The organism is Paenibacillus sp. FSL R7-0313 (assembly GCF_037969885.1).
Lineage (GTDB): Bacteria > Bacillota > Bacilli > Paenibacillales > Paenibacillaceae > Paenibacillus.
This window is the reverse complement of the sequence record NZ_CP150219.1, coordinates 3,772,423-3,794,773: the sequence shown is the minus strand read 5'-3', so window position 1 is coordinate 3,794,773 and position 22,351 is coordinate 3,772,423. Positions and strand designations below refer to the sequence as shown.

Genomic DNA, 22,351 nt, shown 5'->3' with positions numbered 1-22,351 from the left:
GTTAACTACTTCGACTGCTGATTCGGAGCCTGAAATAGTTTGGTTTTGTAAACATCGTTGACGGAATTCCCATAATCTAAACCTCTTTTTGGAAATCTTTTATGTTTTAAACCATACTATGCCCCAAGTTGGTCAATCAGAAGAAAAATGAGAGGTTTGAAATCATATAAAGTCTTTATTTCCCCATAAAACGCAAAAAAACAACCCAAGTTAGATTACTCAGGTTGTTTCGCTGTGTCCAAAGACAGATGTCGTGTGCAATTATATAACAGCGGACTCCAGTCATCACGTTCCTTTTCCAGGATCGTCAGTGACAGGTTTCCAATCCGTTCTGTATACCGATCTTTAAACAAGGCTGTTAACAGGTTGGCCAGAAAAGCTCCGTGAGTGACAATGAGCACATTTTGGTCCGGATAGGCAGACCATAGATCTTCCAGAAACGCCAGTGCACGAATCTGGATATCCGCTATCTGCTCCTGTCCCAAGTCCAATGTCTCCCAGGATTTGCCCCAACGGGCAACCCGTTCTTCTGAAGTCAGACCTTCAATCTGACCAAAAGCCCTTTCTTTCAACCGTGCGTCCGGCTCAAGCAAAGGTACATTCAACAGTTTAGAGATAATCTCCCCTGTTTCCTGAGCACGCGATAATCCACTTGTGATGATATAGTCCCATTGGTATTCTTCCGTCATCAGACGTCTTCCCAGGCGCTCTGCCTGTTCACGACCTTCTCCATTCAGAGGAATATCCGTCTGACCCTGTATACGGCCCGCCGCATTCCAGTCTGTAAGACCGTGACGAATAAGCCCGATTCGCACTTACATCCCTCATTTCTCCACACGGCGAACGAAAGGTTATTACCTATGCACTCGCACCTTGTTTGCGTTTATTCGTTGTTCGATGCATACGTCCAAGAGAAAATAACGCCATTCCTATTGCAAGTAAAGAGAGTGCCATCCAATACTGCGGATAAGCAGGTCCCATGCTCACAACAAAAGGTTCCATGATACTTCCTCTGTCCGCTCCAGTCATGTTGTACTGATACATTCCAGAGGACGATGGTCCGCTTCCGGCAACCCCTGTCTCCAGGATACCTGTAGCAACAACCTTGGTTTGCTCAGCTTCTGATACGTCTGGCTTAAACATTGCCATATACAGAAAGCTGCATAAAAAAATAGCCAGGAACGCGGCGATCCACAAAGACATATGCTTACGGATCACAGCAGAGAAACGATTAACCTTTGCCTCTTCCGGCAATAACCATGGAGACTCCGCATAGATCCGGTCCATAACGTTACGGTTCACTCTCTCTGCCTGTTGTTCTGTCACTGGAACCGGGATGCTGTGCAGCAAGATCTGGGCTTCTTCCCAGACCTCAAACTGCTCGGAGCACTCTTCACAACCAGCGAGATGAGCATGAAATGCAATCCGCTGAGGATGATTTTCCGGCAAGTCCCAGACCAGTGCAAACAGTTCCTGGGCTTCATTGCAATTCATCGGTTCTTCATCCCTTCATATGGCTCGTACACCGGTTCGAAGAAATAAGGTTCCAATTGAGTTTTTACGCTTGATCTTGCTCTGAATAATAGCGATTTCACAGAACTGACGCTCTGCCCAAGAATATTCGCAATCTCTTGGTAGTCTAGTTGATCATACTCGCGGAGTATAATCGCAGAACGCTGCTTCTCCGGCAAATTGTTAATCGCATCCCTAACCAGCATCACCCGCTCGCTGCGTAGTACAGCATACTCCGGTGCATTCTCCGAAGGAGCAACGGGGACAATCCCGCTCTCTTCAAGTGGGACATTTCCGCTGCGCTGTTTGCGAAGCTCACTCAGTACCGTATTTCTCGCAATGGTATATAACCAGGTTGAGAATGAGGCATCCACCTCACGGAAAGAGTGCAGACTGCGGAACGCCTTATAGAAAGTCTCAGAACAGAGATCTTCCGCAAGCAGCTCCATATTGGAACTTTTCAACATATGATATACGAAAGCCAGTATTTTACGCTGATAACGACTCATCAGCTCGGAATATAACTCCAGGTTACCTTCCTTGATCTCTCGAATCAACTGGGAATCCGTCATTTGAGTGCGACCCCTCCTCGCCCATCCATGTGCTTCTCCCCGTTCGACTCTATCCATGTATTACCGAACAGGCACAAAAAAGTTGCGGTTCTCACCGCATATAAACAGCGTTCAGCGCCATAACTGGCCTTCCCGCCAAATTCCCCTATGTAATGGCAATTTCCCCAACGTTTCTACATTAACAGTATTTATTGTACAACGGTCTGCATCATCCTGGCAAATCCATTGGTATCCACAGAACCCGACCTGTCATTCATATGCGGTCATTTTCACGTTCATGACTTCATTTTGAGCCTTTTTGGTAACCCTTGCTTATATAGACGGACGACATACCGAAAAGGTTACAAAAATGTGATATTTATTTGATCTAAGGTATCCTAACAGATTAAGGAGGGAGATGTAAATAGAGGATGTAAGTTTAAGTGTAACTATTAACATATCAATGCCTTTCCCATAACTTTTTAAGACAAAAAAAAGACCGCTTACATAAGCGGCCATTGCTCACGTGGAGCAATACAGTTATTGGATAGGAGTGGAGAGAAACCATACTGTACCCTTATTATATGTATACGTTTTCATTTTGTCAACACTTTCAATAAAATTGTTTGAATTAATTATATCTTTCGGTAAATCAGGATAATACATCCTTTTTGTTCGTGACTAAAAATCAAATAACAAATTCAATATAACCTCACAAAAAAGAGGGCTTTCGCCCTCTTTCTCGTCTTATATCCACACTTGATAACCTAAGGAATCCAATAACGTCTTGGCTCGTTCCATATCTTCTTCCTGACGGAAAGACAGACGCATAATGCCCGGCACATCCACCCGGTTCTCGATAATCTCCAAGTTGCTCAAGTTGATGTCATTCGCCCCAAGCTCAGTTGCGATCTTACCGATCATACCCGGTGCATCCTGGACATCAGTATACAGATCAAATAACGGCGAAATCATGCCTTTGCGTCGTTCTGGTAATATACTGCGGAACTCGCGGGCCTGACGGAATGCCTCCTCTATGCCTTCACCGTTCTTATGCTCCAGCATATCCGTAAATGCCGTCATCTGGCTATTCCAGTCCTTAAGCAAGCCCAGCAGTACATCACGGTTGCTAAGCAAGATATCTCTCCACACAATCGCATCACTGGAGGCAATCCGGGTAATATCCCGGAAACCACCTGCAGCCAGCATTTTATACAGTGGATTCGACTCATTATATTCACGCACCTGATTCACCAGCGCAACAGCAATAACATGTGGCAGATGACTAATCGCCCCCACGATGTCATCGTGCAGCAGAGGTTCCACACGCACGATCTGTGCCCGCGTATACGCAAGCAGCTCAGACAGCCTGCTGTAGGCTTCCTCAGGTACATGTTCTGAAGGGGTTAAGACATAGTATGCATTCTCAAACAACACGGCTGAGGCCGCATCTACGCCTGCACGCTCCGACCCTGCCATAGGGTGACCACCAATGAAGTAAGCGTCAGTCAACCGCACATGCTCGGCACAAGCGGCAATGGAAGCTTTAGTGCTTCCTACGTCCGTGATGATACATCCTTTTTTCAATGGCAGCTTGGAGAGCTTTTCGAAATAGGATTCTAGCAAACCTACGGGAACGCACAAAAAAATAAAGTCGGCATCCTCTACCGCTTCTTCCAGAGAGAGCGTAGCATCATCCACTACACCGCTCGCTATGTACTTGTCCTTCAGTTCATCCAAGTGGGCGTAGCCCATCACGGTTACACCTGGCTTGCCTTTGAAGCAGAGCGCAAGTGAACCGCCGATGAGTCCTACACCAATCATTGCAATTTTTAGTTTCATGGGTCCTCACTCTTTCATCGCCAGTATTAAGGGCGTGCTACCGCCTTCTCAGCCAGCGTGTTCTCCAGTGCCGTGACAAATGCACGGTTCTGTTCTGATGTTCCGACGGACACACGAATGTAAGTTGGGTATACGTGGAATCCTGGGCGAACGATAATGCCTTGTTTGAGCAAGGATTGGAACGCAATTGCTGAAGGCATATCCAGATCAACCATAATGAAATTACCCTGTGAAGGGAAATACGACAATCCGAGCCGTGTAAATTCATTTTGCAGGTAATCCCGATCCGTTGCATTCCGCTTCGAGCACTCTTGAACAAAATCCTGATCCAGAAGTGCAGCAGTTGCCGCAACCTGTCCAAAACGGGAGGTGTTAAACGGTTCACGTACACGGTTAATCAAATCAATTATTTCGGGACGTGCAATGCCGTAACCGATCCGGAGCGAAGCCAAACCGTAGATTTTGGAGAATGTCCGCAGTATGACCAAGTTCGGATACCGTTCGATCAATGGTACGCTTTGCGGGTATGCTTCATCGGTTACGAATTCATAATAAGCTTCGTCCAGTATGACCATCACATGAGCAGGCACACGGTCCATAAAGGCTGTAAGTTCCTGCTCGGAGATAATCGTACCTGTCGGATTATTGGGATTACACACCCATACTGCTTTGGTTTTGTCGTTAATTTGCGCGAGCATCGCGCTCAGATCATGCGTGCCATCTTTCAGAGGCACTTCGATGGTCACGGCACCCTCAATATCTGCATTGCTTTTATATACGGAGAATGTCTGATCTGCCATGATGGTCTCGTCGCCCGGCAAGAAGAAAGCTCTTGTGATCAAAGCAATAATCTCATCGGAACCACAACCAAATATTAAGTTGTTCCGTTCAACGCCAAGATGCTTGGCAAGAACTCCCGTCAGCTCAACCGAGCTACCGTCTGGGTATATGCTTATATTAGTCATTTCTCTCGTAATGGCTTCCAGGGCGGCAGGAGAACTGCCGTAAGGGTTTTCGTTGGAGGCCAGCTTGATGACTTGTTCAAGCCCCAGTTCACGTTTCACTTCTTCAATCGGTTTGCCTGGCTGGTACACAGGCAGATTGACAATCTGGGATTTCGGTTTCAACCCGACCGCCTCCTGTTATTGAAATAATGTAAGACACGAATCAGCGTGCACCTTACGTGTCCAAAAGATGTCCTTTCAGGACATCCCTATCCCTTTAATTGTGCCACAAAGTTGCGAATTTGCAACAGTCCCGCTGCACGCGTATCCGGATTTTCAAGCAGAGGAATTGCATCTTCCACCTGACGAACAATGGCACTACCTACAACAACGCCATCGCAGATGCGGGAGAAATGTGCCACCTGCTCATGACTGGAGATACCAAAACCTACCGCTACAGGGAGGTCTGTCAGACTTTTCACCGTCTCAATGAAGCTCTCTACGCCATCAAAGAAAGAAGCTCTCTCTCCGGTTACCCCAAGGGAAGATACACAATAGATAAAACCACTCGCTCCCGTTACAATCCGCTCAATCCGGGCATTAGATGTAGGTGCAACAAGCGGCACCAGATGCACACCAGCACGATTTGCGCGTTCACGCATCTCTTCCGCTTCCTCAATCGGCAGGTCCGGAATGATCATGCCACTAATATCGTGTTTGACCAATTCATCAAAGAATACATCCAGTCCTGTCTGCAATACCGGATTATAATAGGTGAACAGTACAAACGGCAGTTTCACACCTGCCTTACGAGCTTTTGCTGCAGTTTCCATCACAGTACGAATGGTAATCTGGCTTTTCAGCGCACGTTCGGAAGCACGCTGAATGACTGGGCCATCTGCAAGCGGATCGGAATAGGGAACACCCAGTTCCAAAATGTCCGCTCCGGCCTGTTCAAGCTCCTTGATGATATCAATCGTTGTATCCACATCCGGGTCTCCCACGGTTAAAAATGGAATAAGTGCTGTGCGATTCTGTTGCTTCAATTGCTGGAAGGTCTGGTCCATCAGATTCATCCCAAGTCACCTCCCGTGTATTTCATGATCGATTCAACATCCTTGTCTCCACGTCCCGACAGACAAATGACTACAATATCATCTGCTGTAAGTTCAGGCGCCAGTTTGACAACTTGAGCTACCGCATGTGCAGACTCCAGAGCAGGAATGATTCCTTCCGTCCGACACAGGAGTTGCAGGGCATCCAGTGCTTCCTGATCCGTGATCGGTACATATTTTGCCCGTTCAATATCCTTGAGATAGGAATGCTCCGGACCAACACCCGGATAATCAAGTCCGGCCGAGATGGAATGCGCTGGCTGAACCTGTCCATACTCATCCTGCAACAGGTAACTCATAGATCCCTGGAATACACCATGCGTACCTTTGGTCATCGTCGCAGCGTGATACTCGGTTTCGACCCCTTTGCCTGCGGCTTCAACACCAACAAGCTTCACATCCTGATCACCGATAAATGGATAGAACATACCAATCGCATTACTTCCTCCACCAACAGCTGCTACAATTACATCCGGCAGACGTCCTTCGATCTCCTGAATCTGACGACGGGTCTCATCACCAATCACACGTTGGAAATTCCGCACCATCATCGGATATGGATGAGGACCAACCACTGATCCAAGCACATAGAACGTATCCTCCACATTGCTGACCCAGTAGCGAAGCGCTTCATTACCAGCATCCTTCAATGTCCGTGTTCCAGACGTCACAGGAATCACTTCTGCTCCAAGCAGCTTCATCCGAAATACGTTTAACTGCTGACGCTCTGTATCTTCTTCCCCCATAAATACTTTGCATTCCAATCCAAGCAATGCGGCTACGGTAGCCGTTGCAACGCCATGTTGACCTGCACCTGTTTCGGCAATAACTTTCTTTTTGCCCATCCGTTTGGCAAGCAAACCTTGTCCAATGGCGTTATTAATTTTGTGCGCGCCTGTATGATTCAGATCTTCACGTTTCAGATAAATTTTCGGTCCGCCCAATCGGCGTGACAATTGCTCTGCATGATACAATGGCGTTTCACGTCCAGAATACTCGCTTAGCAGATAGTTCAGTTCCTTGTTAAATTCCTCATCTTTAGAGAAGTGGCTATATGCCTCCTCCAACTCTATGAGTGCGTTCATTAGTGTCTCAGGTACAAAGCGGCCTCCGAAGTGACCGAAACGCCCGTGTTGATCCGGCAATTGATGTGTCATGCCTGCTTCACCCTTTCTACGAATGCTGTAATTTTGGCAATATCCTTCACACCTTCAGTCTCCACGCCGCTGGATACATCGACGCCGAAAGGTGCATATGTCTGTATTAGTTGTTGTACATTGTCCGGCTGCAAACCTCCTGCAACGAACAGAGCAATTTCGCGACTTTTCGCCCATTCCGCATAGGCAGGAATTCGCTCCCAGGCAAACGTTTTCCCGGAGCCCCCTCCATATAGAGGATCATGGGTATCAAGCAATATACCATCCACGAATTTATCATAACTATCAAGAGCCCTTATGGCTGCATCATCAGCTTCCGGTCCCGTTTCATCTTTCGGAAAAGAAAAAACTTTGAACACTTTGGCATTCCACCGCTGCTTCACCTGCTGGCAAAATTCCGCAGTCTCCTGTCCATGCAGCTGAATAACATCCAAGTGAGCAATCTCCATAATGTGTTCCAGCTCTTCGATCGTAGGATTCACAAATACACCCGCAAGCTTCGGCCGATCATAGGCAGACCATTCGAACAACACCGTTCTTAATGCAGCAGCCTGCTCGGGTTCGATTCGGCGGCGTGATTTGGCAAAAACAACACCAATGTAATCCACAGGCAAGTTTATCATCGATTTTAGCACTTCAACGTCCTGAAGTCCACATATTTTTACGGCCGTTGGCAGCGGGTTTCTCAGTTCTGACATACTGTCGCCTGTGCCATCTTGTATGGAAGTATTCATCATTTGGGTCCCATTAGATCATATACAGCCGCCTCGACATCATCCTTGCGCATGAGATGCTCACCTACGAGAATACCATGAACACCGGCCTGGATCAGAGGTACGGTTGATTCTGGTCCGTCAATACCACTTTCGCTAATCAAGGTAACGCCACTTGGAATCAATTCCATCAAATCCAGTGTCGTGTTCAGACTGGTTTCGAATGTTTTCAAATTACGATTGTTGATGCCCACAAGAGTTGCCTGTGGAATTTCCAAAACTTGCTCCAGCTCTGTCCGATCATGGACTTCAATCAAGGCATCCAGCCCCAGACTTCTAGCAAATTCCAGATATTGACGAATCTGTTCTGGTGTCAGAATGCTGGCAATTAGCAATACCGCGTCCGCACCCAGTAGTCTTGCCTCGGCAATCTGTCGTTCATCTATAATAAAATCCTTGCGTAACAGCGGAATGTTCACCGCCTGATGAATCGCCTGCAAGTACTCGTTGCTGCCTTGAAAATACGACACATCCGTTAATACGGAGATGCAGTCTGCACCCGCTCGCTCATAAGCAGCAGCAATCTCTACCGGATGAAAATCCGGACGAATTAACCCTTTGGATGGCGAAGCTTTCTTCACTTCAGCAATAAGGCCGAGTTTGCGATTACGTCCGCTAGATAGTGCTTGTTCAAACCCCCGGGTTGCGGGTAGTTTTTCGATTTTTTGAATAGCTTCATCCATGTTAAATGTCTGTGCCAGAACTTCAACTTCTTTATGTTTGGTTGCAACGATTCGATCAAGATACATGACTGTACGCCTCCGTTGTATGAATTAACTGTTCAAGCTTCCCGGCAGCTTTGCCCGAATCTACCGCTTCTGCGGCAAGTGTCACCCCTTCAGCAATGCTATCTGCAAGACCGGATACATAGATGCACGCTCCGGCGTTCAACAGAACGACATCACGGTAGGCACTCTGCTCACCCTGGAAGATCCTCTTAATAATTTCGGCATTCTGTGCCGCATCTCCTCCAAGTACCGCTTCAAGCGGATGCAGAGACAATCCCATGTCACGTGGATCAATATCGTAGGTGTGTACTTCCCCATTGCGAAGTTCAGATACCTGAGTTGGCGCCGAGATGCTGATTTCATCCAGACCATCATGGCTGGCCACGACCAACGCTCTTTTGAGACCAAGACGATTCAGTACTTCAGCAATCATCGGCGTCCGGGAACGATCATACAGACCCAGCAATTGGCGATCTGCTCCCGCAGGATTCGTTAAAGGTCCGAGCATGTTGAAAATAGTCCGAACACCCAGCTCTTTTCTTGGTCCTGCCGCATGTCGCATAGAAGGGTGATATACCTGGGCAAAACAGAAGCAGATTCCGATATCATCCAGACATTGTCTGGCCTGCTCCCCGTTCAGATGGATATTTACACCGAGTGCTTCTAATACATCTGCACTTCCCGCTTTGCCTGAAGCTGAACGGTTGCCATGTTTGGCGACCCGAACCGAGACGGCAGAAGCAATGATTGCGGATGCTGTGGAAATGTTGAATTTGTGAATCCCCGATCCACCTGTTCCACACGTGTCCAGCAAGCCGCTGCCATCCGTTAGAATTCGTCCGCCCTGACCACGCATGGCTTCAGCAAAACCAGTGATCTCATCCACCGTTTCCCCCTTCATCCGCAGCGCCATCAACAAACCTCCGATTTGAGCCGGTGTTGCCTCACCTCTCATAATGGAGTACATCAAATCTCGTGCTTCGGCTTGCTCCAGATGGCTGCCCTCCAAAATCTTCGCCAAACCATTCTTCATGCCATCCTCGCGTGTAATCTCAGCAATCGGAGTTACAGGGTTCTCATTCATTATCGGGTTTATGTTCATCTCCGGTCTCTCCTCTCTCAGTTCTTAGCGGCCGCTGGTGTGACAAAGTAGTCTGCATTCGCCAGTCTCAACGTGCTGTCCTTTTCTTTGGCAGGAAACATGGCTTCTGCTGTTCGAATCGCCTTGAGCAATGCTTTAGCTTTGTTAACCGTTTCCTCATATTCCTTCTCAGGTACAGAATCCCATACGATTCCCGCTCCGGCCTGTACATATGCTTTTCCTTTTTTGAAAATAATCGTACGAATTGTAATACAGGAGTCCATGTTACCCGAGAAACCAAGATATCCGATTGCTCCTGCATAAGCACCCCGTGCCTCTTTCTCCAGTTCTGCGATAATCTCCATTGCTCGCAGTTTCGGTGCACCGGATACGGTACCTGCTGGCAAGCATGAGAGGAACGCATCGAAGAAATCCTTGTCTTCTCTAAGCTCGCCCGTAACGTTGGATACCATGTGCATCACGTGAGAATACCGTTCAATCTCCATGAACATGTCACACTTCACACTGCCGAAGCTGGATACCCGGCCCAGATCGTTACGACCCAGATCAACCAGCATCAGATGCTCCGCGCGTTCTTTCTCATCCTGAAGTAGATCAGCAGCAAGTGCACGATCTTCCGCCTCTGTTGCTCCCCTTGGGCGTGTGCCAGCAATCGGACGTGTCTCCACACGATTCCCGTCCACCTTGACCAGCGCTTCAGGGGAAGTACCCACGATAATCTCATCATCCATTTTGAGATAGTACATATAAGGTGAAGGATTCAGGGTCCGAAGCACACGATACACGTGAAGCGGAGAAACTTCCGTATCAATGTGGAAACGCTGGGACAATACCACTTGAAAAATATCACCTGCGCGAATGTAATCTTTGGCTTGCTCCACATTACCGATAAATTGCTCCTTCGTGAGGTTGGAGCGAATATCCCCCAGTTCCACGTCTCCCGGAATGGAACGCGGATTCAAGTTCTCCCCTGGTCCTTGCTGCTGCAAACGTTCTGCGGCCTGCTCCAGCTTCTCCGAAGTCACTGCATACGCTTGACGTATCTCGTCATCCGTTGCACCGTCCTTGACGTGTACATTACCAACGAGCAGCATCTGCTGCTTCACATGGTCAAACACGATAATCTGGTCACAGAACATAAAACGAATGTCATCCATATTCAGGTCATCCAGCGCGTGAGCTGGAAGTTTCTCATAATAGGAGAGCAGATCATATCCGAAGAAACCAATTGCCCCTCCTGTGAATGGTGGCAGTTCATCATCTTTTGGGCTGCGATACTTACGCAGCAGTGCTTTCAGTTCTTCGATCGGTTTGCCTGGCAATTCACGAGTTTTCCCTGCTTCTTCTACAACAATCCGACCCTTCTTGGCCGAAATCATCAGGAACGGATCTGTACCGATGAACGAGTATCTCGCCCATTGGATCCCCCCCTCTACACTTTCCAACAGGAATGCCCGGTCGTTGTCAGCATAACGGCGGAATATTCGAATCGGAGTCTCCATATCTGCCAGAATCCGTTTGACTACCGGAATCAGATTATACTCATTTGACATTTTCAGTACTTGATTAACGTTTGGCGTTATCATCAGATCACGTCCTTTCAGATTTAGGTAAGTTCAACTAAAGAGGTTTACACTGAGCACTTCGATGACAGAACAACCTTCCGATCACTGTTATCCCCAGATTTTTTTGATTCCCTTTCAAAAGGGAAAATCCGGTGATAAATGTGAACGCTCCGCTTCTTCAGGTTATTTCTGTCCTCTTCGTTTTTGTGTAAAAGTTTAGTTGAACTTATAGGGGTAGAAGAAGCAATTCAATATACGAAAAAAACCTCTACCATCAGGTAGAGGTTTGGTTATAAGCTGTATTCAACAGGGTGATGCTTCATAAATAACAAGTCCCTATACTTCGCTGTCGGATTATTCACAGGTCGCTGAATGGGTGCATCTCACATCATCCAATTCGGGAAAATAAATTCAGTTATAACACTTCAACTACTCATGCCAATATTTTGTGGAATATAGGAGAGTGCATTGATTGTGTTTATACCAAAATATATCAAAACAAAATGTCCTATGACACGTTTGTTTTCCCTGTTCCTGTTACCTATTCCGTAGCACGACGTACCGTGAATCAGTTGACCGGTTTCTGTTGCCCCGGTTACCACCCACTGGACTCTGCTATATACTCCACTAGCTCAGCTGCTCTCAGCTCAATCTCTACTCTACTCAACTGGTTCTCACTATACATCATTATGATCGGTTTGACAACCCACTACTTATGAGCCAGAAGGTGCTGCCAAATCCGGGCGTAATGCCTGTGCTCCGTTCAGATACACATGATTGATTTCATTCTGCGATTTATTCGTATTCACATGAACCATGAAACGAATGCATTGCGCCAAGGCACCTTGAACTGGAACCTCCAGTGCACACATTAGTGGTACCAGTTCCCAGCCATCCAGTTGGCGAATAGCTTTTGCAGGGAAAGCAGCATCCAGATCCCCAGTTAACGTAATCCACACACTGCAGATATCTTCCGGTTGAATCTCATTGCGATCCACGATCTCCTGCAACAATACAGCCGTTTCCTTCAAAATCTGTTCTTCGTTGTTCTGCGTGACTGTTGTAGCCCCGCGAATTCCCCGTGTGACCATTGCTGTTATTCTCCCTTCCTGAGCATTTCAATGACGTCCCGAACTGCCGACACAGGTACGTCCTTCACAATTCTTGCAGCCCCAATCCGATCAGGAATGATGAACACCATATGACCTTCACGGAACTTTTTGTCATGCATCATCGCTTCCATTAATGCATCCGTGTCCAGATGCGCAGGCATCGTTGTCGGAAGGCGAAGTGAACGCAACATGCGGACTGTATCTTCATAGAGACCTGCTGGCGCACCAAGCTTCTCACCAAGCAATGCTGAACCAGCCATACCGATGGAAATCGCTTCTCCGTGTAGGAATTCTCCATAACCGGCAATCGCTTCAATGGCATGACCAATCGTATGTCCCAGGTTCAACAACGCACGTTCTCCATTCTCACGTTCGTCTCTGGATACAATCTCTGCCTTAATACCACACCCACGCTCCAAGCCGTATCCCAGTGCTTCCGGATTAAGCGCAAGCAACTCTTCCGCATGCTCCTCACACCAATGTGCAAAAGCCTCATCACGGATCAGCCCGTGCTTCAACATCTCTGACAAACCTGCCGAAACATCCCGTGGCGGCAAGGATTGAAGTGTGTCCACATCATAGAGTACAAGCTCGGGCTGGTGGAATGCACCGATCATATTTTTGGCCAGCGGATGATTGACAGCCACCTTGCCGCCTACACTGCTGTCATGCGCCAAAATCGTTGTAGGTACTTGAACAAACTTGATTCCACGCATATATGTAGCGGCAACAAAACCAGCCAGATCACCTACGACACCACCACCCAGGGCCAGAATCGCAGAACTCCGATCCAGTTTGCCTTCAATAGCAACGGTCATCATATCCTGGTACACCGAAAGGGATTTCGATGTTTCGCCAGAGGGCACAACCGCCGATACGACTGTATAACCAGCCGTACGCAGCGTTTGTTCCAAACCTGACAAGTATTTGGGAGCCACATTTTCATCTGTAATGATGAGTAACGGACTTTTTTTGGTTAAGCCATATTGCTCAAAATATTGAGGGGCTTGTGCCAATAGGCCGCTACCAATCAGAATCGGATATGAGCGTTCCTCCAACTGTACCGTCAGCTGACGCATATTAGTAATTCTCCAGTTGAGCGTTATAGCTGGCAACATTAGCACGGATCTCTTCCATGGAATCCCCGCCGAATTTCTCCAGGAATGCCTTGGCAATCTCCCACGCTACAACATGCTCCATAACGACACTCGCTGCTGGTACAGCACAAGCGTCCGAGCGCTCAACCTGAGCCGTAAATGCTTCTTTTGTATCAATATCAACACTTTGCAGTGGCTTATACAACGTTGGGATCGGCTTCATCACACCACGTACAACCACTGGCATGCCGTTCGTCATACCACCTTCGAATCCACCCAGACGGTTCGTTGCCCGGTGGTAGCCGCGCTCATCCGTATGCATGATCTCATCATGCACCTGTGATCCGCGAATGACTCCGGCTTCGAATCCGATACCAATCTCCACACCTTTGAATGCATTAATGGACATTACGCCTTGAGCGATTCGTGCATCCAGCTTGCGATCGTATTGGACATAACTACCAAGACCAATAGGTACACCTTCAACGATACATTCCACGATTCCTCCGATGGAATCGCCTTCTTGTTTAATCTGGTCGATGTAGGCTTCCATCTTCTTCTCTGTCTCAGCATCCGTAACACGTACAGAGGAAGCTTCTGTCACAGCGATCAGTTCATCAATCGGAAGGTCCTGATACGGAGCTTCGATCTCTCCAATACGAAGTACACGTCCAGCTACCTTGATTCCGAATTCTGCCAGGAATTGACGTGCAATGGCACCACATGCCACACGGACTGTTGTCTCACGGGCACTGGAGCGCTCCAGTACGTTACGCAAGTCTTTGAGATTATACTTGAGTCCACCGTTCAGGTCAGCGTGTCCAGGACGAGGACGATGAACGCGACGTTTCTCTTCGTCACTGCCTTCGATCGGCTCAATATTCATAATATTCTGCCAATGTTTCCAGTCGTTATTTTGAACAACCAGTGCTACTGGAGCACCTGTTGTATATCCGTGACGGATACCACCAACGAAATTTGCTTGATCCTTCTCGATCTGCATCCGGCGTCCACGGCCATATCCCTTTTGTCGGCGGTGAAGCTGGAAATTCAGTTCTTCAAAATCAATCGTCAAATTACTTGGCAATCCTTCAATAATAGCGGTCAATTGGGGTCCGTGCGTCTCCCCTGCGGTTAAATAGCGTAAACTCATAATACGTTCCCCCTTTAAACTGTTAAACTTCACATTGCTAAAATCCCATAATTTCTTTGCTTATTATAGTATAGCTGACCGGCTTTGACAAGAAAGTCGGCTCTTTCTTGTACTTGGTATACAAATAACCGCCTGAACACATGTACATGTGCTTCAGACGGCTGAACAACCAGTATCGTTATTTTTTCCGATAGAAAAATGTCTCTGCTGTCTCCAGACCATATTGTCCCGGGGAGAAGATCTGCTCCGTACTGCCCACAAACAAAATACCGCCTGGACGCAAACTTGCTGCAAATTTGTGATACAACAGGTTTTTGGCTTCCTCGGTAAAATAGATCATGACATTCCGGCACACAATCAGATCGTACCCATCATCAAAACGGTCCACCAGCAAATTTTGTTTCATGAACTTGATCGAATTTTTGAGTTGCTCATCAATACGGTATACCAAGCCATCCTGCTTGAAGTAACGGTTCGCCGTTTCCTTTGGCACATCCTTAAGTGAGCGTTCCATGTAACGCCCTTCCTTGGCTTTGGCCAATGCACCTTCATCCAGATCACTTGCCGTAATGGAGCTTTCCTTCAAAATGCCCATCGTGTCCAGAATCATGGCGAGTGTGTAAGGTTCTTCACCTGTTGAACAGGCTGCACTCCAGACTTTGACACGACGTTTGGATCCCAGCAGCTCAGGCAGGATCTCGTCCCGCAACACTTCCCAACGATTGGGATTACGCCAGAATTCCGACACGTTAATCGTCATACGGTCAAGGAACTCGTAGAACAATGATTTATCTTTCTGCATAGCATCAAAAAAGTTAGAAAATGTATGAAACCCGTTTTTGTTGCGAAGTGTGGTCAGCCTTCTTTTCATCTGGCCTTCCTTGTATTGAGCAAGATCAATGCCTGTGCTCTCTTTGATTTTACGAATGAATCCGGTGTAATCCGGGTCTAGTAGTTGTTCTTGCTCCAGCATCGTGTATCACCCTTTTGGCTAATAATTACAACCAGGCTGCGATGCTCTTGTCGTATACCACCAGTTCATCTGAAGCAAAGAAATTTGCTGCTTCACGGGAAGCACTTTCCGGTGAATCTGCCCCATGAATCAGATTGTGTGGTGTGTGGCTGGCGAAGTCTCCGCGAATGGTACCCGGAGCTGCTTCCTTCACATTGGTTTTTCCGATGACGATGCGCGCAAGCGCCACAATATCGTCCCCTTCCCACACCATGGCAAATACAGGCCCTGATGTGATAAAACGAACCAAATCATCGAAAAACGGTTTGCCCTCATGTTCAGCATAATGGCGTTTTGCCTGATCCTCAGACATCTGCACCAATTTGCCTGCCACCAACTTAAATCCTTTGTCTTCCAGACGGCTAATAATTCGACCGATCAATCCACGCTGCACACCATCCGGCTTCACCATCAAAAATGTACGATCCATCAGCTCACTCCTCACTCACGGTTCAAAGTTAATCACTATGTAAACGCAATCCCTCTGATTGTAACATACATGTCCAAATCCTCCCAATGAGGAATCTCACAGTTCTGTTCATCTTAGGGTATGAGCAATCCGAGAGTCGAAGGTCATACAAAGTTTAATGCGTACGTTTAACCACAAAATGAGCGATATCACGCAGGTTTTTGGTCGTCTTGATGTTAGGTAGCTGATCGAGAGCATCGAGCGCTTTCTTCATATATCGGTCAGCAAGGGCTTCTGCTTTAGCAATTCCTTGACTTTGGCGAATCATTCCAATTGCATCCGATGCACTTGCCCGTCCTTCTTCATGCTGGACACGGGAAATCTCCTTAAGCAAAGGTTCCCGCAGATCGGATTCTTCCAGAGCATAAAGTACAGGAAGAGTAATATTCCCTTGCTTCATGTCACTGCCAGGTGGCTTGCCAAGTTGTTTCTCGGTACCTACCAGATCAAGTACATCATCTTGAATCTGAAAAGCCATCCCCACATTGTATCCGTACGTATACAGCAGGGAAGATACATGCTCAGGCGCACGTGTAGCCAATGCCCCTAACTGACAGCTAACCGCAATCAGAAGTGCTGTTTTGCGGCGAATCCGCAGTAGATAATTACGAACACTTTGCCCCGTATTGAAAAAGTCCCGAATTTGCTCCATCTCACCAATGGACATCTGTACCATGGCTTTGGCAAGGATACGATGAATAGCTGGATCGGATAATCCGGCAGTCATTTCAAGTGCCTTACCGTAGATATAGTCTCCAGTGTACATGGCAATCCGATTATCCCATTTTGACTTCACCGTAGGTTTACCTCGGCGTGTCTCCGCATTATCAATAACATCATCGTGAACGAGGGATGCCGAATGAATGAGTTCCAGAGGAACCGCAACCAGCTTCAGACGTTCAATGTCGTATGTACCAAATTTCCCACCAAGTAACACAAAAACGGGCCGCAACCGTTTTCCTCCTGCTTTGAGCAAATGAAGTGACGTTTCACTCAGCAGCTTCTGTTCTCCTCGAACACTGCGATACAACTCTTTCTCAATGTAATCCATGTCCTTTTTTAACAACCCGAAAATATCCAATAGTTTCATTCGTTCACCCGTATCAGCGTATTGTCAGTCCATAAATTCATGCTTACCTTCCCCTCCAGCAAGTCGGGCCTGCAGGCATTACGAAAAACCCGGCTTACCGTTCTTGCTTGTGTTTTTCTATAAGGTAATCTAACGTATTTTTCTTCTCCGAATGTCATAGCCGACACCCGAAAATTAAACTCTGCGACTTGTTCTGAAACAATATACAGAAGTTGCCGGAGCATGGGTCAAGACTGTGGTTCATGAAGACTCACCATCAGCACTCACCAATACCCCGGGATTCGGGGGACAAATAAACCGAGCAACACTTTGGCAAAAAACAGCCTTGTATCGAACTCAGTCGTTATCCCCGTTCATCCGGTTCTCCCCATCTTGTAAACAGTTGATGTGGGATGCGCAAGCTATCCAGCACTTTCCCCACCAAAAACAGAATCAACTCATCCATCGTCTGAGGTTTGTAATAAAAAGCAGGCATAGCCGGTATCATTCGTACACCAAGACGAGAAAGCTTCAGCATGTTCTCCAGATGGATTGCATGAAGAGGCGTCTCACGTGGTACGAGGATCAATGTTCTTCCCTCTTTCATCATAACATCAGCTGCGCGAGACATCAGATTATCCGACGATCCCTGCGCGATGGAGGAAAGAGTTCCCATCGAACATGGCATGATAATCATGCCGTCGGCCAGATAAGAACCACTGGCAATGGAGGCCCCTATATCACTCACAGGATGATAGATCAGAGAACCGGCACGGTTGCCGAATTTTTCTTCCAGCACCGCGTCCCGATTCGTCACATCCCAGTCCAATTCTTCTTTCAGTACACGCCACCCTGCATTGGATATGACCAGATGAACGTTATATTCCAAATCAAGCAGCGTTTCAATTAATCGAACGCCATATATGCTGCCACTCGCTCCGGTAATTCCGACAACCAGTCGTTTATTGTCCGGCTGCTGCACCATTTATTTCACCGCCAGATCAATCAGAGTGAACGTAAATACGATTATACTAAGCAAACTGTTCATGGTAAAAAACGCCGTTTGAACACGGCTCATATCATTAGGCGATACGATATAGTGTTGGTAGAACAGAATTCCATACGTCACCAACATACCTGCGCCATACCACCAGCTCAGATCTGTCATCAACAATAACGCAAGAAAACCGATTGCAGTAATCACATGGAAGAACTTAGCGATCTGCAAGGATTTAACTAGGCCAAAACGGGAAGGTATGGAGTGAAGACCTTCTCCTTGATCAAATTCCAGATCCTGACAGGCATAGATAATATCAAAACCCGCTGTCCAGAACACAATCGTAACGTACAGCACAATCGCTGTCCAATCCATCGTTCCTGTTACAGCTACCCAGCCACCAAGTGGTGCCAAACCAATCGTCATCCCAAGAACGACGTGGCATAACCATGTGAATCGTTTGGTGTACGAATACAGTACCAACATAAACACAGCAATAGGCAAAAGCTGCATGGATAATACATTAAGATTGGATGAGGCCCAGAATAACAATATAAATGAGATAATGACAAATATAACAACTTCCCCATTTTTCAACAGTCCTGCCGGGATGGCTCTCATCGCGGTACGCGGGTTTTTGCCATCAATCGCTTGGTCAATAATTCGGTTCAAACCAAAAGCCGCACTACGTGCGCCGACCATCGCAAGCAATACCCACATGATCTGCATCCAGCTTGGGAAGGTATCATTCACTACCATGGAGCCCAGGATGGCCCCCATAAATGCAAAAGGTAAAGCAAAAAGCGTGTGTTCAATCTTGATCATTTCTAAAAAGATGCGAATTTTCCTAAACATGCTGATTCTCCTTGGTTCCAATATGCAGTGCCGCTATACCTCCGGTCAGAGGGTAGGCCTGCACTTGTTGTAATCCAGTTTCTGCAAAAATGTCTGCCAGTTCCTGCCTTCCCGGAAAAATGGCCAGTGAGTCCGGCAGCCATTTGTACTGCTCAAAACTTTTAGCAAACACTTTGGCAAGATTTGGTAAAACCTTCTCAAAATAAAAATAATAAATGCCTTTGAACGGCTGCCATGTTGGCTTGGACAATTCCAGGCACACCACCATACCGCCCGGTTTGACCACACGTTTCATTTCAGACAGCACTTGTCTGAGATCAGGTACATTACGCAGCCCGAATCCGATCGTCACATAATCAAATGAATTGTCTTCAAAAGGAAGTGACATGGCATTTCCCTGTGTCAGGGTAATCTGCTTTTGACGTTGCACCGCATTGATCTTTGTCTGGCCGACCTCCAGCATGTTGCTGCTGAAATCAAGTCCGTGCATGTGCCCCGTTTCACTTGCCTCTGCCATAGCAAGCGTCCAGTCACATGTGCCGCAGCACAAATCAAGACCGGTATCGCCTTTGGACATATTCATCTTTTTCATGGTGAATTTACGCCAAGCCTTATGCCTGCGGAAACTTAGAATATCATTCATGACATCATATTTTCCGGCTATACTCTGAAAAACCGAATGGACATATTCTTCTTTCGGTTTGGTCTCTCCGCTCCCCATTCGTCTGTCTCCCCCTCAATCTTCCCTTACTGCCGCATGTGAAGGCTGCAAATATGCCAAGTAAGGCTCTAGAATTGCATGTATCTCATGCAAGCCCATCCGCCCTTCCTCGTCTTGCAACAACAGTTGAATGCGGTGTGTACACTCGCGAAGCTTGTCCAGCAAAACCTCGCCAACCCTATGCCTCAGCACCATAGCGTTCCATGCACGTGCATCCGGTTCAGACTGACGCAATACACTGCGCTCATCGTCATTACCATGCTCGTATATGTGCCAGTATGCATAGCTGTGAAGATATTGTTTTGCGTCATTCATCCGCTTCAGTTCTTCCACGATCGTTTCGCAGGAGCTGAATTCGGTCAACAGGCTGTTCCATAATGTCTCTTCGTTATGTTGAATCATGCCTGTAAATGAAAGAAACAGCTGCATCCTCAGCTGTACCGTTTCACGCAAGTATTCGTCAGCCGAAACGAGAAGCTTCTTCATCCGTTCATACAGCGTCATCTTGCGTGCGTTCACTCCGGATACAGCACCACTGAGTTTGCCAATCATTTCAATTCTGCCCGCTTGGGCAAGCAATTGATAAAAACGGCTACTTAAATAATCCCCGGCGAGTACATTCAACTGGCGTGAACGCATCTCCTGCTCTCTCCGCTCACCGGAAATGGTATCGATTCGATCATGCGTATCCATGGCCAACTGAACGAGCGAAGTTGCAAGAGCATATAACTCTTGATGCACCTTTTCGTCTGTGCGGCCCACAAATACCTGCAACAGACGTGCCCGGCTATCCGGAAATGATGGGATTTCCGTATGTTGTCGAATCATGTCGTAATCCGTATATTTCTTTGCTAGTTGGGGTACGCGATATGAATTCATTCTCAGCCTCCGAGCCTTAACATTGTTAAACCATTTCTGCACTACAATCTTATATATTATAGCATATGTTGAACGGGCACGCACTGAATCCTGCTATTCTATTAGCCCTGACTTGTCATTTCGAATTGCTTCTTCCAGAGTTCGGTCTCCATCAAATGAAACCAGTCCTTCAATTCATCTGAAAAGGCCGCACTTTTCCAGTTCCGTAATGTTTCAATCGCATACAGAGGCCACTCTCCACGCCGAATATCAGCAGCAAGTAACAGATGTCGTTTATGCATCCATTCATCTTCTGCCATCACACGCAGCAGCACCTGATCCACGTTATCCAGACTCCGAAAGCCCAGATCCGCTACAGCTGCCATATTCTCATAGATTTCAGTGTAACTTGTACTCGTTCCTTTAACTTTGAGGTCCAGTGTCAAAATGGACTGTTTCCACTCCACTCTTGCAATGGGGGTAGATAGTTGCATGGAGCTTAGGACATCAACCAGATTATCATTCGTTAGCTGACCTGGATGATGTGATGCAGAGACAGGTTGTACGTTTTCCCCGCCCCATGTACGCATATGTAAGGTTTGTATCGCAACAAGCAGAAAGACCGCCGCAACCGTTGCCAGGATTGAAGCAGTAACAATCATCCGCGGTTTCATATACGCCTCCCTGCCTTTACCTGTTAGTGTAGTCTGTCCGGTAAAGGCTCATACCTCATTGTACAATGAAAAAAAGCAGGCTATGCCTGCAATCTTCATTTGATTGTATTCAATCTGTCCATTACTCCGATTCAATCTGTCCATGCTTGGTAATCAGCGTGGCTTTGCCCCGGATTTTAATAGCTGAAGTATGGGTAGTAAATTGGGCAAACATTACTTCACCTTTGTCCAATTTCTCGGTGTGGTGAAAACGTGTATCCTGACCTCGGGTTAATCCGATCACCTGGACACCATTTTCCTCTGCCTTAATTACAATATAATCATTGCCGGTTGGATGATCCATCACGCATGTCCCCTTCTTTAGTTCGATAGCGTTAATGATGATTAAGATTGATTCATTTGTCAACCTGCACCTTATACGAATGAACCGCAAGAATCGGCTACCCTCGGGTCATACTAAAGTTGTACAGCCACAGAAAGGAGAATTTGCATGAAGTACACCCCTGCCGCACTTACAGACGAGCATATTCATCAGTTAAAAGAAATCGAACAGCATCTGTCTGCAGCTGCTGGCGAAGAACTGATTCTGGTTGCTTATACCGGGCAACCGGATGATCCTGAGCACCCGCATAACCGCAAGAATCATCGTTAAAGGGCAAAAGAAAAGGCCGTGAACAAGTCACGGTCTTTTTGTCGACATATGGAATATGTAGAAATCTTATTTAATTCCGTCTTTGAGCGCTTTACCTGGTTTGAATGCAGGAATTTTGCTCGCAGGAATTTCGATTTCTTCACCTGTTTGCGGGTTGCGTCCTTTACGTGCAGAGCGCTCGCGAACTTCGAAGTTCCCAAAACCAACCAATTGTACTTTATCTCCGCTTTGAAGAGCCTCAGAGATTGCTTCGAATACGGCATCAACCGCTTTCGTTACATCTTTCTTGGACAATTCAGTCGCTTCGGATACGTGTGTAATCAAGTCTGATTTGTTCATTTGTTTTTCACCTCCTGTATCAATGTCCTGAATGTTATACTGTGTTTCCGTTTT

Annotated in this window: 25 protein-coding genes; 1 reads left to right on the top strand and 24 read right to left on the bottom strand. The window is 47.0% G+C overall.

The window, feature by feature from the left end; genetic code table 11:
• Positions 1-215 precede the first annotated feature (215 nt).
• From NSQ38_RS16740 to mtrB, 23 genes are all read right to left on the bottom strand, one after another.
• On the bottom strand, positions 216-815 hold the full coding sequence (locus tag NSQ38_RS16740; protein ID WP_339782983.1) for a histidine phosphatase family protein: 600 nt from the start codon (positions 813-815) through the stop codon (positions 216-218).
• Between the two features lie 43 nt (positions 816-858).
• Positions 859-1,494, bottom strand: a complete 636-nt coding sequence (locus NSQ38_RS16735; protein ID WP_338587582.1) for a hypothetical protein — start codon at positions 1,492-1,494, stop codon at positions 859-861.
• Positions 1,491-2,084, bottom strand: coding sequence for a sigma-70 family RNA polymerase sigma factor (locus NSQ38_RS16730; protein ID WP_062835180.1), 594 nt, complete (start codon positions 2,082-2,084; stop codon positions 1,491-1,493). The genes NSQ38_RS16735 and NSQ38_RS16730 overlap by 4 nt, the downstream gene beginning before the upstream one ends.
• Positions 2,085-2,810: 726 nt before the next feature.
• Entirely contained in the window at positions 2,811-3,905 is a 1,095-nt protein-coding gene (locus NSQ38_RS16725) for a prephenate dehydrogenase (RefSeq protein WP_074095636.1), read from the bottom strand.
• 26 nt (positions 3,906-3,931) lie between these two features.
• Complete coding sequence (gene hisC, locus NSQ38_RS16720) at positions 3,932-5,032, bottom strand: histidinol-phosphate transaminase (RefSeq protein ID WP_307534835.1); 1,101 nt, start codon at positions 5,030-5,032, stop codon at positions 3,932-3,934.
• 86 nt (positions 5,033-5,118) lie between these two features.
• Positions 5,119-5,925 carry a tryptophan synthase subunit alpha gene (gene trpA, locus NSQ38_RS16715; RefSeq protein ID WP_017687715.1) on the bottom strand — a complete coding sequence of 269 codons (807 nt, stop codon included), beginning with the start codon at positions 5,923-5,925 and terminating at the stop codon, positions 5,119-5,121.
• Positions 5,922-7,121 carry a tryptophan synthase subunit beta gene (gene trpB, locus NSQ38_RS16710; RefSeq protein ID WP_074095639.1) on the bottom strand — a complete coding sequence of 400 codons (1,200 nt, stop codon included), beginning with the start codon at positions 7,119-7,121 and terminating at the stop codon, positions 5,922-5,924. The genes trpA and trpB overlap by 4 nt, the downstream gene beginning before the upstream one ends.
• The gene (locus NSQ38_RS16705) at positions 7,118-7,819 is read right to left on the bottom strand and encodes a phosphoribosylanthranilate isomerase (RefSeq protein ID WP_339790569.1); all 702 of its coding nucleotides are present in this window, start codon (positions 7,817-7,819) and stop codon (positions 7,118-7,120) included. The genes trpB and NSQ38_RS16705 overlap by 4 nt, the downstream gene beginning before the upstream one ends.
• 35 nt (positions 7,820-7,854) lie before the next feature.
• Positions 7,855-8,643, bottom strand: coding sequence for an indole-3-glycerol phosphate synthase TrpC (gene trpC / locus NSQ38_RS16700; RefSeq protein WP_339782982.1), 789 nt, complete (start codon positions 8,641-8,643; stop codon positions 7,855-7,857).
• The gene (trpD, locus tag NSQ38_RS16695) at positions 8,633-9,673 is read right to left on the bottom strand and encodes an anthranilate phosphoribosyltransferase (RefSeq protein ID WP_253442664.1); all 1,041 of its coding nucleotides are present in this window, start codon (positions 9,671-9,673) and stop codon (positions 8,633-8,635) included. The genes trpC and trpD overlap by 11 nt, the downstream gene beginning before the upstream one ends.
• A 68-nt stretch (positions 9,674-9,741) precedes the next feature.
• On the bottom strand, positions 9,742-11,310 hold the full coding sequence (gene trpE, locus NSQ38_RS16690) for an anthranilate synthase component I (RefSeq protein ID WP_338587590.1): 1,569 nt from the start codon (positions 11,308-11,310) through the stop codon (positions 9,742-9,744).
• 692 nt (positions 11,311-12,002) lie between these two features.
• The gene (gene aroH / locus NSQ38_RS16685; protein WP_338587591.1) at positions 12,003-12,380 is read right to left on the bottom strand and encodes a chorismate mutase; all 378 of its coding nucleotides are present in this window, start codon (positions 12,378-12,380) and stop codon (positions 12,003-12,005) included.
• Positions 12,381-12,385: 5 nt separating this feature from the next.
• Entirely contained in the window at positions 12,386-13,480 is a 1,095-nt protein-coding gene (gene aroB / locus NSQ38_RS16680; RefSeq protein ID WP_036607679.1) for a 3-dehydroquinate synthase, read from the bottom strand.
• Between the two features lies 1 nt (position 13,481).
• Positions 13,482-14,651 (bottom strand): chorismate synthase, encoded by a 1,170-nt coding sequence (aroC, locus tag NSQ38_RS16675; RefSeq protein ID WP_017687707.1) that lies wholly within the window; start codon positions 14,649-14,651, stop codon positions 13,482-13,484.
• Positions 14,652-14,829: 178 nt separating this feature from the next.
• Positions 14,830-15,624: a protein-glutamate O-methyltransferase CheR gene (locus tag NSQ38_RS16670; protein WP_339307322.1), complete on the bottom strand. Its 795-nt coding sequence runs from the start codon at positions 15,622-15,624 to the stop codon at positions 14,830-14,832.
• Positions 15,625-15,649: 25 nt separating this feature from the next.
• The gene (gene ndk, locus NSQ38_RS16665) at positions 15,650-16,093 is read right to left on the bottom strand and encodes a nucleoside-diphosphate kinase (RefSeq protein WP_017687704.1); all 444 of its coding nucleotides are present in this window, start codon (positions 16,091-16,093) and stop codon (positions 15,650-15,652) included.
• A 154-nt stretch (positions 16,094-16,247) separates the two neighbouring features.
• Positions 16,248-17,222, bottom strand: a complete 975-nt coding sequence (locus NSQ38_RS16660; protein WP_017687703.1) for a polyprenyl synthetase family protein — start codon at positions 17,220-17,222, stop codon at positions 16,248-16,250.
• Positions 17,223-17,565: 343 nt separating this feature from the next.
• On the bottom strand, positions 17,566-18,186 hold the full coding sequence (locus NSQ38_RS16655; protein WP_339782981.1) for a flavin prenyltransferase UbiX: 621 nt from the start codon (positions 18,184-18,186) through the stop codon (positions 17,566-17,568).
• Complete coding sequence (locus NSQ38_RS16650) at positions 18,187-19,053, bottom strand: UbiA-like polyprenyltransferase (protein ID WP_091028934.1); 867 nt, start codon at positions 19,051-19,053, stop codon at positions 18,187-18,189. It lies immediately after the preceding gene.
• A complete protein-coding gene (locus tag NSQ38_RS16645) occupies positions 19,046-19,774 on the bottom strand; it encodes a demethylmenaquinone methyltransferase (protein ID WP_036607690.1) in 729 nt (242 codons plus the stop codon). The genes NSQ38_RS16650 and NSQ38_RS16645 overlap by 8 nt, the downstream gene beginning before the upstream one ends.
• A 15-nt stretch (positions 19,775-19,789) precedes the next feature.
• Positions 19,790-20,653 carry a heptaprenyl diphosphate synthase component 1 gene (locus tag NSQ38_RS16640; RefSeq protein ID WP_338587597.1) on the bottom strand — a complete coding sequence of 288 codons (864 nt, stop codon included), beginning with the start codon at positions 20,651-20,653 and terminating at the stop codon, positions 19,790-19,792.
• A gap of 101 nt (positions 20,654-20,754) precedes the next feature.
• Complete coding sequence (locus tag NSQ38_RS16635) at positions 20,755-21,306, bottom strand: hypothetical protein (protein ID WP_339782980.1); 552 nt, start codon at positions 21,304-21,306, stop codon at positions 20,755-20,757.
• Between the two features lie 121 nt (positions 21,307-21,427).
• Positions 21,428-21,649, bottom strand: a complete 222-nt coding sequence (gene mtrB, locus NSQ38_RS16630; protein WP_017687697.1) for a trp RNA-binding attenuation protein MtrB — start codon at positions 21,647-21,649, stop codon at positions 21,428-21,430.
• A 147-nt stretch (positions 21,650-21,796) separates the two neighbouring features.
• On the opposite strand from mtrB, the gene NSQ38_RS16625 reads away from it, so the two are divergent.
• Positions 21,797-21,958, top strand: coding sequence for a hypothetical protein (locus NSQ38_RS16625; RefSeq protein WP_338587599.1), 162 nt, complete (start codon positions 21,797-21,799; stop codon positions 21,956-21,958).
• 66 nt (positions 21,959-22,024) lie between these two features.
• On the opposite strand, the gene NSQ38_RS16620 is transcribed toward NSQ38_RS16625, so the two are convergent.
• Complete coding sequence (locus tag NSQ38_RS16620; RefSeq protein ID WP_024630670.1) at positions 22,025-22,297, bottom strand: HU family DNA-binding protein; 273 nt, start codon at positions 22,295-22,297, stop codon at positions 22,025-22,027.
• Between the last annotated feature and the right edge of the window lie 54 nt (positions 22,298-22,351).

Bases quoted from the DNA above. Each gene is read 5' to 3' on its own strand.
- NSQ38_RS16735 (WP_338587582.1), bottom strand. From the start codon at position 1,494: ATGAATTGCAATGAAGCCCAGGAACTGTTTGCACTGGTCTGGGACTTG.
- NSQ38_RS16730 (WP_062835180.1), bottom strand. From the start codon at position 2,084: ATGACGGATTCCCAGTTGATTCGAGAGATCAAGGAAGGTAACCTGGAG.
- NSQ38_RS16725 (WP_074095636.1), bottom strand. From the start codon at position 3,905: ATGAAACTAAAAATTGCAATGATTGGTGTAGGACTCATCGGCGGTTCA.
- trpA (WP_017687715.1), bottom strand. From the start codon at position 5,925: ATGAATCTGATGGACCAGACCTTCCAGCAATTGAAGCAACAGAATCGC.
- trpB (WP_074095639.1), bottom strand. From the start codon at position 7,121: ATGACACATCAATTGCCGGATCAACACGGGCGTTTCGGTCACTTCGGA.
- NSQ38_RS16705 (WP_339790569.1), bottom strand. From the start codon at position 7,819: ATGTCAGAACTGAGAAACCCGCTGCCAACGGCCGTAAAAATATGTGGA.
- trpC (WP_339782982.1), bottom strand. From the start codon at position 8,643: ATGTATCTTGATCGAATCGTTGCAACCAAACATAAAGAAGTTGAAGTT.
- trpE (WP_338587590.1), bottom strand. From the start codon at position 11,310: ATGATAACGCCAAACGTTAATCAAGTACTGAAAATGTCAAATGAGTAT.
- aroH (WP_338587591.1), bottom strand. From the start codon at position 12,380: ATGGTCACACGGGGAATTCGCGGGGCTACAACAGTCACGCAGAACAAC.
- aroB (WP_036607679.1), bottom strand. From the start codon at position 13,480: ATGCGTCAGCTGACGGTACAGTTGGAGGAACGCTCATATCCGATTCTG.
- aroC (WP_017687707.1), bottom strand. From the start codon at position 14,651: ATGAGTTTACGCTATTTAACCGCAGGGGAGACGCACGGACCCCAATTG.
- NSQ38_RS16670 (WP_339307322.1), bottom strand. From the start codon at position 15,624: ATGCTGGAGCAAGAACAACTACTAGACCCGGATTACACCGGATTCATT.
- ndk (WP_017687704.1), bottom strand. From the start codon at position 16,093: ATGGATCGTACATTTTTGATGGTGAAGCCGGATGGTGTGCAGCGTGGA.
- NSQ38_RS16660 (WP_017687703.1), bottom strand. From the start codon at position 17,222: ATGAAACTATTGGATATTTTCGGGTTGTTAAAAAAGGACATGGATTAC.
- NSQ38_RS16655 (WP_339782981.1), bottom strand. From the start codon at position 18,186: ATGGTGCAGCAGCCGGACAATAAACGACTGGTTGTCGGAATTACCGGA.
- NSQ38_RS16650 (WP_091028934.1), bottom strand. From the start codon at position 19,053: ATGTTTAGGAAAATTCGCATCTTTTTAGAAATGATCAAGATTGAACAC.
- NSQ38_RS16645 (WP_036607690.1), bottom strand. From the start codon at position 19,774: ATGGGGAGCGGAGAGACCAAACCGAAAGAAGAATATGTCCATTCGGTT.
- NSQ38_RS16640 (WP_338587597.1), bottom strand. From the start codon at position 20,653: ATGAATTCATATCGCGTACCCCAACTAGCAAAGAAATATACGGATTAC.
- NSQ38_RS16635 (WP_339782980.1), bottom strand. From the start codon at position 21,306: ATGAAACCGCGGATGATTGTTACTGCTTCAATCCTGGCAACGGTTGCG.
- mtrB (WP_017687697.1), bottom strand. From the start codon at position 21,649: ATGGATCATCCAACCGGCAATGATTATATTGTAATTAAGGCAGAGGAA.
- NSQ38_RS16625 (WP_338587599.1), top strand. From the start codon at position 21,797: ATGAAGTACACCCCTGCCGCACTTACAGACGAGCATATTCATCAGTTA.
- NSQ38_RS16620 (WP_024630670.1), bottom strand. From the start codon at position 22,297: ATGAACAAATCAGACTTGATTACACACGTATCCGAAGCGACTGAATTG.